Source organism: Devosia sp. P3_B2 (genome assembly GCF_056402875.1).
In genome coordinates this window covers 479,428-490,330 of record NZ_JBFUGO010000002.1, presented here as the reverse complement: position 1 = coordinate 490,330, position 10,903 = coordinate 479,428, and the positions used below count along the sequence as shown (strand labels likewise).

The following is a 10,903-nucleotide window of genomic DNA, read 5'->3' as shown; positions in this document are numbered from 1 at the left end:
GAAATGTCCGACACCGCACTGCTCGTCATCGATGCCCAGGAATCGTTCCGGCAGCGCCAGAACTGGTTCGAGACCGACTACGCGACGTACCTTAGGAACCAGCAGGCGCTGATCGATGGGGCGCGGGCCAGGGGCTACGCCGTCATCCGCGTGCTGCATGTCGAGCCCGAGGGGATCTTCTCGCTGGCGTCCGGCTTCGTGCGCCCGCTGGCCGAACTGCAGCTGACCCCGGACGCGGAGTTCTTCAAGACCCGCCATTCGGCCCTTGTCGGCTCGGGCCTCGATGTCTGGCTGACCGAGAACGGCATCCGGCGGCTGATCGTGTCCGGCATCCGCACCGAGCAATGCTGCGAGACGACGACCCGGCATGCTTCCGATCTCGGCTGGCAGGTCGACTATGTGACCGAAGCGACGCACACCATGGCGCTGACCGACAAGACCGGCCGCACCTGGAGCGTCGAGGAACTGAAGGCCCGCACCGCCGCGGTGCTCGATGGCCGCTTCGCCCGCGTCTGCACCATCGCCGAGGCCCTCGCCGGGGCGCCCAAGGCCGCCGCCGCATGAGCCCTGCCCCGCGCCGGATCCCGGTCTATGTCGTGCTGCCGGCGCGGACGCTTCTGCTCGATGTCGCGGGGCCGATGGAGGCTCTGCGCAAGGCAAACCAGATGCAGTCGGAGGTGGCGTTCGATGTCCGCTATATCGGGGCGCTACCGACGATCACCAGTTCGATCGGGCTGACCGTCACCGGCATCGAGCCACTGCCCGCCAGTATCGAGGACGATGCGATGGTCGTCCTTTCCGGCGACACCGAACTCATCCTCGGTGCCGACCGGCTGGGGACGATGGAGGCGCCGCTCGAAGGTTCGGACGATGTGGTCGCGTGGCTGCGCGCCAATATCCGGCCGGGCATCCGGCTGGTGTCGATCTGCTCGGGTGCCCTGCTTGCGGCTCGCGCCGGGCTGCTCGATGGTCGCGCCTGCACGACACACTTCACCGATTGCACGCTGCTCGCCGAAGCCGCGCCCACCGCCCGGGTGCTGGAGAACCGGCTCTATGTCGAGGATGGCGAGCGCTACACCAGCGCCGGCATCACCGCCGGCATCGACCTGATGCTGCACATCATCGGCCAGTTGACGAGCCCGGCAACGGCCGCGGCCGTGGCGCGCTACCTCGTCGTCTACCTGCGCCGCGCCGGCACCGACCCACAGCTGTCGCCGTGGCTCGAGGGCCGCAACCACATCCATCCGGCCATCCACCGCGTCCAGGACGCGATCACCGCCGATCCGGCCCGCGACTGGTCGCTGGAGACGCTGGCGCAAATCGCCATCGCCAGCCCGCGCCATGTCTCGCGCCTCTTCAACGACCACGCGGGCATGAGCATCCCAGACTACGTGAACCGGCTGCGCGTGGCCCTCGCCCAGCAACTGCTGAGCGAAACTCGCCTCGACATGGAGCGCATCGCCGAACGCTCCGGCTTCGCCTCTTCCCGCCAGCTCCGCCGCGCCTGGGGCAGGATTAACCCGACCCCGCCGAGCGCTGCGAGAACGCGAGAACCTGCATAAGCGTCTGCTCTGCGGCTGAATGGCCCGAGAAATTCTCTACTGCGCAGTCCTGCGCCGCCGCCCTGCGCCACAATATTGCTATCATGAACTATGAACTAGTATCGGTACTTGAGTACATGGGTACTTGGGGTACTGAGGGAAACATCCGTGAAAAATCTATTGCCGGCGGTGTTGATCGCCGTTGCGACGCTTGCTGTTACCGCCGCGGGCGCGGCCGAAGTGGGAACGTTCGTCTCCGGCGCGACCGGGAGCGCCGTCGCCAAGCCCGACACCATGTTCTTCCAGATCGGCTTCAAGTCCGAGGGCAAGACACCGGAAGAGGCGGTTCACGAGGACGCCGTGCAGGCTCGAAAGGTGGTTGCGGTACTGCGCGAACAGGGTCTGCAGGACACCGACCTCGAGACCAACGGCTACGCTATCGAGGAAATCCTGGGGCCGGAGGGCTGCGGGCAGTCGTATCGCACCGACCAGCCGCTGGTTCCCTGCGAACTCGAAGGGTATCGCCTCAATAACAGCATCACGGTGCGCATCCGGAACCTCGACAACTACGCTGCCATCCTGACCGGCGCGATCGAGGCCGGCCTCAAGGACATCAGCCGCATCAGCTTCGCGGTCGCCGACGAGCAACGCTACTATGACGAGGCCTTTGCCAAGGCCCTGCTGGCTGCAAAGGCCAAGGCGGAACTCACGGCGAAGACGCTCGGGTTCCGGCTGGGAAGGCTCGTCGACGTTGGCGCAAACATTGCACCGGCGCAGTGGGACCACCAGTCACCCGCCACGCTTGCCGATGGCCTCGAGGGAAGCTACGGCGAGGGTGAAGCGGCCGATCTCATGCTCGCCGCGCCGCTCATCAGCACCGGCGAGATGACCTTTACCCGAGAAGCCTCGGTTACTTTCGAGATCGTACCCGGATCTTGAGCCGCAAGGCGGCTAACCGCCTCTGTAGCGGCCATCCGGCAGCGCTGCTAGAACTGCGGCATGGCCACTCCCTCAGCGCTTCGCGCCGAAACCGCCGAGCGCCTTCACAGCATCGCCATCCGGCTGCTGCGCCGGGCTCGTGTGGTGGACCGCGAGGCTGGGGTTGGGCCGGCGCAGTTGTCCGCCCTGTCGGTCCTCTACTTCACCCCCGAGTTGCCCCTCACGGCGCTGGCCGAGGCCGAGCAGGTGGCGCAGCCGACCATGACGCGGATCGTCGCCTCACTGGAGGCGGCGAGCGCCGTCACCCGCGCCCCGTCCCAGACCGACCGGCGCGTGCAGATGGTCGCCATCAGCCCGGAGGGCAGGCGAATTTTCGAGGCAGCCCGGGCGCGGCGGCTCGAAGTCATCGAGGCCATGCTCGGCCGGCTGGACGACGCAACCATCGCCGCGCTCCGTCCGTTGCTCACCCCGCTGGTCGATGCGGTCAACCATCGCGACTAGTGGACAGCGTGCACTGGTTTTTGTATAGCAATGCTATGCAAATGGGAGGGGCGAATGACGGGCTTTTCTGACGGTGCTATGGTGCGATGATGAGCGCCACCGCGAACGATCCATTCGTATTGGTGACCAGCAACGATCTCGACCGCCTGCGAGCAGAGCTGTCGCATGATCCCGAGCTTGCGCGCGCCCGCCATCAGAGCGGCGCCTCGCTGGTGGCCTGGTGCGCATACATGGGCAATGTCGGCGCCATCGCCGCGGTGCGGGCGCTGATCACCGAGCTCGATCCGCACGAGGCCATCATTCTCAAGGATGGCGCACGGCTGGAAGCAGCGCTAGCCGGTGGCTGGGACCCCAATGAACTGTCGCGCGACGGCTTCACGCCGCTTGGGCTGGCGGCGTTCTTCGATAATGCCGAGGCCTTCGAGCTGCTGCTGCCGCTGACCCGCGACGTCAACGAGGCAGCACAGAACCCGCAGAAGGTCGCCGCGCTCCATGCGGCCACCGCCAAGCGCAACACCAAGATGGTGGAAAAGCTGCTCCGCGCCGGGGCCGACCCGAGCCAGCCGCAGGCCGACGGCTTCACCCCGCTGCATGTCGCGGCGATGCACGGCGACGCGGCGATCGTCGGGCTGCTGCTGCTGTTCGGGGCGGACCCGAGGCAGGCCAACGCGAAGGGCGAGGATGCCATCGCCCATGCGAATAATGGCGGGCATTCGTGGTTAGCGGAGCGGTTGGCGCGTTAGAGCTAGCGCCGAACGCCGGGGCTAGTTTTTGCCGGCCTGCCACTCACCCCAACGTTACGGCGAGTTAATGTGCACCGGGGGATGGCGATGCTATCGTCCGGGCGGTTCTGCCCCTGATCCGGCCGGGGCATATCTCTTTGGGAATCGGTCGCTTGTTCAGGCAATTGCTGCTTTCGCTCGTCATTTTGGGAGCGGCCGCGGCCGCATACATCTTCCTTGTGCCCGGTGCGCCCCAGACGCTGGCCCGCTTCGGCATCACCCTGCCCTTCGGCGAGCCGGCTGAAGCCGCGACCAGCCCCGCCGGAGCACCGGCCCAGCAGCAGGCCGGCGGCCAGCGCGCCGGAGGTGGCGGCGGCGGACGCGGTGGCAACCGCACCATGGTGGTGGTGACCGCCCCGGTGCTGCTCGCGACCATCAACGACAAGCTGACCTCGATCGGCGAGGGCGCGGCAGCGCACTCGGTGACCGTGGTGTCGCCGGCGAGCGGCACGCTCACCGAGCTGCTGGTCAACCCGGGCGACGTGGTGGCGGCCAAGGCGGTGATCGGGCACCTCGATGCCGATGCCGAACAGATCGCCCAGGAGCGGGCCAAGCTCGCTTTCGACGACGCCCAGACAGCGCTCGATCGCACCAATGAGCTGGCCAAGGCCAGCACCACCACCACCGTGCAGGTCGCGGCGGCACAGCTGGCGTTCAACAATGCCCGGCTCGAGCTGCAGAATGCCGACCTGGCGCTGCAGAAGCGCACGATCTCCACCCCGATCGGCGGAACCGTCGGACTGTTCCAGGTCAGCCCCGGCAATACCGTCACGGCGCAGACCGTGGTGACCACCATCGAGGACACCTCGCATATCCTCGTCAGCTTCTGGGTACCGGAGCGCTACGCCTCGGCCATCGCCACCGGGATGCCGCTGACCGCTGCGGCCGTGGCGCTGCCCGGCCAGACCATCGCGGGCGAGGTCAGCGCCGTCGACAACCGCATCGATCCGGCAAGCCGGACGCTGAAGGTGGAAGCCGCGATCCCCAACGACGAGGGCCGGCTCAAGCCCGGTATGTCGTTCTCGGTGAGTATGAGCTTTCCGGGCGAGCAGTTCCCTTCGGTCGATCCGCTGGCCATCCAGTGGTCGAGCCAGGGGAGCTATCTGTGGAAGTTCGTCGACGGCAAGGTCGAACGCGTGCCGGTGGAGATCATCCAGCGCAACTCCGACGGCGTGCTGGTGAAGGCGGAACTCGCCGCGGGCGAGCAGGTGGTGACGCAGGGCGTGCAGCAGCTGACGGCTGGGGCCAGCGTGCGGCTGCTGGACGCGCCGGCGGATGGTGGTGGCGAGGGGCGCAAGCGGCAGAAGCCGGCCGAGGCGAACCCGTCGTGAGCATCCAATCCCAGAACGAGCGCGGTGGGGCCATTGCCGGGCTGTTCGTGCGGCGACCGGTGCTGGCGATCGTCGTCAGCTGCCTGATCATTGTGGCGGGGTTGGCGGCGTTCTTCGGCGTCGAGATCCGTGAGCTGCCGAGTGTCGAGCGCTCTACTCTCTCGATTTCCACCAACTTCCCCGGCGCCGCCGCCGAGACGGTCGACCGCGAAATCACCTCGGCCATCGAGGGCGTGGTGGCGCGGATCCAGGGCGTGGCGTCGATCTCGTCGGATTCGTCCTATGGCCGCAGCCGTGTGTCGATGACGTTCAACGACGGCACCAACCTCGACAACGCCACCTCCGATATCCGCGACGCGCTCGGCCGCATCACCAACCGGCTGCCCGATGGTGCCGAGACGCCGACCATCGTCAAGGCCGATTCGAATGCGCAGGCGATCATCCAGCTGGCCGTCACCTCCGACACCATGCCCAAGGATGAGCTGACGGCGCTGGTCGAGAACACCATCTCCGAGCGGCTGGCCGCCGTGCCGGGCGTTGCCGACGTGCAGATCAACGGCAGCCAGGACAAGAGTTTTGAGATCGACGTCGATCAGGTGAAACTCGCGAGTCTCGGGCTGACCGTCGGCGATATCCGCAACGCGCTCTCGACCATTGCTTTCGACAGCCCGGCCGGCTCGCTCAACGGCACCAACCAGAACATCGCCATCCGCGCCATTGCCGAGGTGAACACGCCCGAGCAGTTCGAGAACATCGTCATCAAGGGGACGACACGGCTCGGCGATGTGGCGAGCGTGGTGTTCTCACCCGGCGCCTCGAACTCGGGGCTGCGAGCGGACGGCAAGTCCGGCATCGGGCTCGGCATCGTCCGGCAGGCTCAATCGAACACGGTGCAGATTTCCGAGGGGGTGAAGAAGGCGGTCGCGGACCTCAAGAGCGCGCTCCCGCCGGGAGTGAACATCAACATCTCGTCCGACGAGTCGGTGTTCATTTCGGGCGCCATCCACGAGGTCGAGCGCTCGCTGCTGATCGCCGTGTTCGGCGTCATCGTCATCATCTTCCTGTTTCTCCTCGATTGGCGGGCGACCATCGTCCCAGCCATCACCATGCCGGTGGCGCTGATCGGTACGGTGGCCGGAATCTATGCCTTCGGTTTCTCGCTCAACATCCTGACATTGCTGGCCCTTGTGATCGCCACAGGCCTCGTCGTGGACGACGCCATCGTGGTGCTCGAGAACATCACGCGGCGGCGCGGCATGGGTCTTGGCCCGCGCGCCGCGGCGGTGCTGGGGACGCAGGAGGTGTTCTTCGCGGTGGTGGCGACCACCCTGACCCTTGCCGCCGTGTTCATCCCGATCTCGTTCCTGCCGGGTCAGACCGGGCTGCTGTTCCGCGAGTTCGGCTTTACCCTCGCCATCTCGGTGGGGCTGTCGGCGGTGGTAGCGCTGTCGCTGGCGCCGATGATGGCGTCGCGGCTGCTGAAGCCGCATGTCGAGCGGCCGCCCAATGCGGTGCAGCGCTTCGGCGGCGTGCTGGCCGGGATTTACCGGCGCACCCTGCATTTGGCGCTCGACAATCCACTGGTGGTGATCGTCATCGCGGTGCTGTTCGCTGGCGCCGCGTATGTGGCGTTCGGCACGCTGAAGCAGGAGCTGACGCCGCCCGAGGACCGGGCTTCGATCGCCATCAACGTCAGCGCGCCGGCGACCGTCAGCCTCGATTTCACCCGCACCCAGATGCAGAAGATCGAGGACCTCGTGGCGCCCTATAAGGCGACCGGCGAGGCGACGAGCATCTTTTCGATTTCGGGTTTCGGCTCGAACACCAATTCCGGCTTCATCATCCTGACGCTGGCCGATTGGGAGCACCGCGAGCGCAGCCAGCAGCAGATCGCTGCCGAGATCACCCAGTTGCTGACCCAGGTGCCGGGCGTTCGCGCCACTATCCGCCAGGGCAACAGCCTCGGCGTGCGGGGCGGCGGTGCGGGCCTGCAGTTCGCGCTGGTTGGCGACAACTACGCCACCCTCTCCGACGCCGCCAACAAGGTGAAGGCGGAGCTGGAGAAGGACGAGAAATGGGGCCGTGTCTCGGTCAACTACGAGACGACGCAGCCGCAGATGACGCTGACCATCGACCGCGAGAAGGCGGCGCAGTTGGGGATCGACATCAACGGGCTCGGCACCACCATGCAGGCGATGATCGACGGCTCGGACGTGGGCACCGTGTTCATCAACGACGCCAGCTTCTCCGTGCGCATGACCTCGACCTCGAGCCCGGTGAACGACCCCGGCGACCTCGAGTCGATCTTCCTGAAGACCACCGATGGCCGCTACGTGCCGATGTCGACCATCGCCTCGCTGACCGAGGCGCCGATCGCGCCCTCGCTCGGCCGCGAGCAGCAACGCCGGGCGGTGACGGTGACTGCGGCGTTGACCGACGGCTTTGCGCTCGGGGACGCCTACAACGAGGCCGTGACGATCGCCCAGCCGCTGCTGCCGGAGGGCGCGGCGATCATCCCGATGGCCGAGGCCAAGACGCTCGGCGAGAGCAATAACGGCCTGATCATAACCTTCGGCTTCGCGCTGATCGTCATCCTGCTGGTGCTGGCGGCGCAGTTCGAGAGCGTATGGAGCGCCATCATCGTCATGGCGACGGTGCCGTTCGGGCTCGCCTGTGCGGTGTTCGCGATGCTGCTGACCGGGGTGACACTCAACGTCTATAGCCAGATCGGGCTGGTGCTGGTGGTGGGCATCATGGCCAAGAACGGCATCCTGATCGTCGAGTTCGCCAACCAGTTGCGCGACCGCGGCCAGAACGTCCGCGAGGCGGTGGAGAACTCGGCCAACATCCGGCTGCGACCGGTGGTGATGACCATGATCGCCACGGTGCTCGGCGGCGTGCCGCTGATCATTGCGGGTGGCGCCGGATCGGAAGCGCGGGCGGCACTCGGCTGGATCATGGTGGGTGGGCTGAGCTTTGCCGCGGTTTCGACGCTGTACCTGACACCGGTGGCCTACCTGTTGCTGGCGCGGTTCTCGAAGCCCAAGGCGCTCGAGGAGGCCCGATTGCAGAGCGAACTGGCGGCTGCCGATGCGGCGGAGGGCGGGGCGCCCCCTGCCCCGGCGGAATAACCCTGCCAATAGGCGAAGGGCGCGGGGTTGCGGACCCGCGCCCTTCTTTCGAGTTCTGATCGTGGGGTCAGATCAGAACACGTACACCGTCAACTGACCGCCGCTGCGCGACACTGCGAAGACGTCGCCGGCGCTATAGCCCGAACCGCTGATGCGAGCTGAGAGGCTGGCGTTGCCGCTCACCGCGCGCTGCAGCAGCTGGACCTTGCTGCTCTTGCCGAACAGCTCTGCGATCTTGGCGCGTGTCGGCCCGCACAGCTGGACCGGCACGACCTTGACGGTGCCCACCCGCTCGAACAGGGCGCGGTTGAGCTGCATGTTGGATGCCAGAGATACGGCCTGACGGCCTTCCTGGATCGAGCAAGCCTGGCTGTTGATGAAGCCGCCGGCGCCGCCGTTGCTGGCTACGCGGACGATCGTTCCACCGCCGCCGTTGCCACCGTTTCCACCGTTCCCGCCATTCCCGCCGTTACCGTTGCCGCCATTGCCATTGCCGTTGCCGTTGCCGCCACCGCCAATGGTGCCGAGGTCGATGTTGAGGTCGCCAAGGATGTCGCTCAGGTTGAGCAGATCGCCCAGGCCGAGATCGCCGACCAGGTTGCTGAGATCTAGACCACCCAGCCCGAGGTCGCCCAAGCCGCCGAGACCCAGGTCGCCGAGACCCAGATCACCCAGGTCGAGCAGGTCATCGCCAAGCCCGACGCCGCCCAGACCGACGTCGCCCAGGCCGAGGTCGCCTACACCGACATCGCCGAGGCCCAGGTCGCCGACGCCGAGGTCGTCCAGACCACCGAGATCACCCACCCCACCCAGATCGGCCAGGTTGCCGAGGCCAAGGCCACCGCCAAGCACGCCGTCTTCGCCGCCCAGATCTACGTCGCCGAGACCAACATCAAGATTGTCCAGGTCGATGCCACCGAGCAGATCGTCGCCCAGGCCGACGTCGATATCGTCCAGATCGAGGCCATCGAGGTCCACGCCGTCGAGATTCAGATCACCGAGCAGGCCGTCGTCACCACCCAGATCAAGGTCGAGGTCGTCGAGATCGACGTCGCCGATATCCAGGTTGCCGAGCACGCCGTCATCGCCGCCCAAATCGAGATCGAGGTCCCCGAGCAGGCCATCGCCGTCGCCACCGAGACCAAGGTTGCCGAGCAGTCCATCGCCGTCGTTGCCGCCCAGGTCGAGGTTCAGCAGGCTGTTATTGTCGTCGTCGTCCTCGCCGCCCAGATCGACATCGAGCACGCTGCCATCGTCATCGCCGCCGATGTCCACCAAGCCGCCGACGCCGCCAAGCAGGCCATCGTCGTCATCGTCGTCGTCGCCGCCAAGGTTGATTTCAAGGTTGGTGTCGCTGTCGGCGCCAAGGCCAACATTGACCAGCGAGTCATCGCTGGCGCCCCCGGTGTTGACGTCGACGAGGCCGCCGACGCTGACGTCGGAGTCGCTGTCGCCACTAAGTATCCCACCGAGAAGGCCAGCGGCCTGTACCGGGGCCACGTTGGTGCCCGCAACTAGTACAACTGCTGCCAATAGTGCAATCGCGCTGCTTTTCATGACTGTATCTCCCAGTTCGCAACTGAGCTGAACTTAGATACGTCAAGCTGACAGGACGCTGTCAGTTAAGCTTTCGCAAGGTTTGTCGCCGTCAATTTAGTTATCGCATTTCTAATGAGAACGACTCATTTTGAACAACTACACGTTTTCACTTATATCGACGTATCCATTTACTTACGCGAATGAAAAATGGCGCGGAGAGAGCTCCGCGCCATTCTCTAGGCCACGACCGAGAGGAGATCAGTACACGTAGACCACCAGCTGACCGCCCTTGCGCTGTACGGCGATCACGTCCCCGGCGTCGTAGCGTGTGCGACCGAGCGATGCGGTGATCAGCGCATCGGACATCACGGCCCGACGCAGCAGGTTGATCTTCTTGCTCTTGGCGAGGATCTGCGCGACCTGCTTCTTGGCCGCCGGGCAAAGCTTGATCGGGACCACCTGAACATTGGCGGCGCGCATCCATGCCTTGATCTCGGCACCGCTGAGCTTGCCGGCCGCCGCGATCTGCAGCAGCTGCCGCGTATTGTTGACGGCGCAGTTGATCACGAAGTTCTCGCCACCGAGGCTGCCGACCAGGATGCGGTTACCATTGCCGCCCGCACCGTTGCCGCCGCCATTGCCATTACCGTTGCCGCCACCGCCACCGCCACCGCCGATGACCTCAAGCAGCTCCAGGTTGACGCCGAGTTCGAGCTCGAGACCGGCAAGGTCGAGCGAAACCGTCGTGTTCTTCAGCAGCCCGTTGGTCGAGACATTGGCATTGACGAGCGGCTTGTTGCCGTTGCCGACCGCCGCGTTGAGGACATTGTTGCCGCCCCCCACATCGAGGTTGACCAAGGCATTGTTGCCTTGGTCGTTCAGCGACACCAGCCCGCCAACATTGGTGCCGCCGCCACCGCCGCCGCCACCGGTTACTTCGTCGACCGTGTCGGTAACAGTGTCTACCGTATCGGTAACAGTGTCGGTGACGGTGTCGACAACCCCACCGAGCAGTCCGGCCGCGCTAACGGGCGCAGCGCTCATCCCGACGACGACTGTGAACGTCGCCAAGGCCGCAACAACATTGCTTCTCATGACATACTCCCTGACATCCGCCGCCATTCTGCCGACGAATAGAC

Annotated in this window: 9 protein-coding genes; 7 read left to right on the top strand and 2 right to left on the bottom strand. The window is 65.9% G+C overall.

The genetic code is table 11. The annotated features are described in order from the left end of the window. Nucleotides 1-3: 3 nt before the first annotated feature. The 7 genes from AC1DV8_RS05245 to AC1DV8_RS05215 all read left to right on the top strand — a co-directional run bounded on the left by AC1DV8_RS05245 (nt 4) and on the right by AC1DV8_RS05215 (nt 8,225). On the top strand, nt 4-564 hold the full coding sequence (locus tag AC1DV8_RS05245; RefSeq protein ID WP_477156722.1) for a cysteine hydrolase family protein: 561 nt from the start codon (nt 4-6) through the stop codon (nt 562-564). Continuing rightward, complete coding sequence (locus AC1DV8_RS05240; protein ID WP_477148994.1) at nt 561-1,562, top strand: GlxA family transcriptional regulator; 1,002 nt, start codon at nt 561-563, stop codon at nt 1,560-1,562. The genes AC1DV8_RS05245 and AC1DV8_RS05240 overlap by 4 nt, the downstream gene beginning before the upstream one ends. A 147-nt stretch (nt 1,563-1,709) precedes the next feature. Further along, nucleotides 1,710-2,480 (top strand): SIMPL domain-containing protein, encoded by a 771-nt coding sequence (locus AC1DV8_RS05235; RefSeq protein ID WP_477148993.1) that lies wholly within the window; start codon nt 1,710-1,712, stop codon nt 2,478-2,480. A gap of 60 nt (nt 2,481-2,540) precedes the next feature. Further along, nucleotides 2,541-2,981, top strand: coding sequence for a MarR family winged helix-turn-helix transcriptional regulator (locus tag AC1DV8_RS05230; RefSeq protein WP_477148992.1), 441 nt, complete (start codon nt 2,541-2,543; stop codon nt 2,979-2,981). A gap of 89 nt (nt 2,982-3,070) precedes the next feature. Continuing rightward, complete coding sequence (locus AC1DV8_RS05225; protein ID WP_477156721.1) at nt 3,071-3,724, top strand: ankyrin repeat domain-containing protein; 654 nt, start codon at nt 3,071-3,073, stop codon at nt 3,722-3,724. Nucleotides 3,725-3,876: 152 nt separating this feature from the next. After that, nucleotides 3,877-5,094, top strand: coding sequence for an efflux RND transporter periplasmic adaptor subunit (locus tag AC1DV8_RS05220; protein WP_477156720.1), 1,218 nt, complete (start codon nt 3,877-3,879; stop codon nt 5,092-5,094). Further along, nucleotides 5,091-8,225: an efflux RND transporter permease subunit gene (locus AC1DV8_RS05215; protein WP_477156719.1), complete on the top strand. Its 3,135-nt coding sequence runs from the start codon at nt 5,091-5,093 to the stop codon at nt 8,223-8,225. The genes AC1DV8_RS05220 and AC1DV8_RS05215 overlap by 4 nt, the downstream gene beginning before the upstream one ends. Nucleotides 8,226-8,297: 72 nt before the next feature. Here AC1DV8_RS05215 and AC1DV8_RS05210 read toward each other — a convergent pair whose 3' ends face one another. Next, entirely contained in the window at nt 8,298-9,782 is a 1,485-nt protein-coding gene (locus tag AC1DV8_RS05210; protein ID WP_477156718.1) for a hypothetical protein, read from the bottom strand. A 240-nt stretch (nt 9,783-10,022) separates the two neighbouring features. Further along, a complete protein-coding gene (locus AC1DV8_RS05205) occupies nt 10,023-10,859 on the bottom strand; it encodes a hypothetical protein (RefSeq protein ID WP_477156717.1) in 837 nt (278 codons plus the stop codon). Between the last annotated feature and the right edge of the window lie 44 nt (nt 10,860-10,903).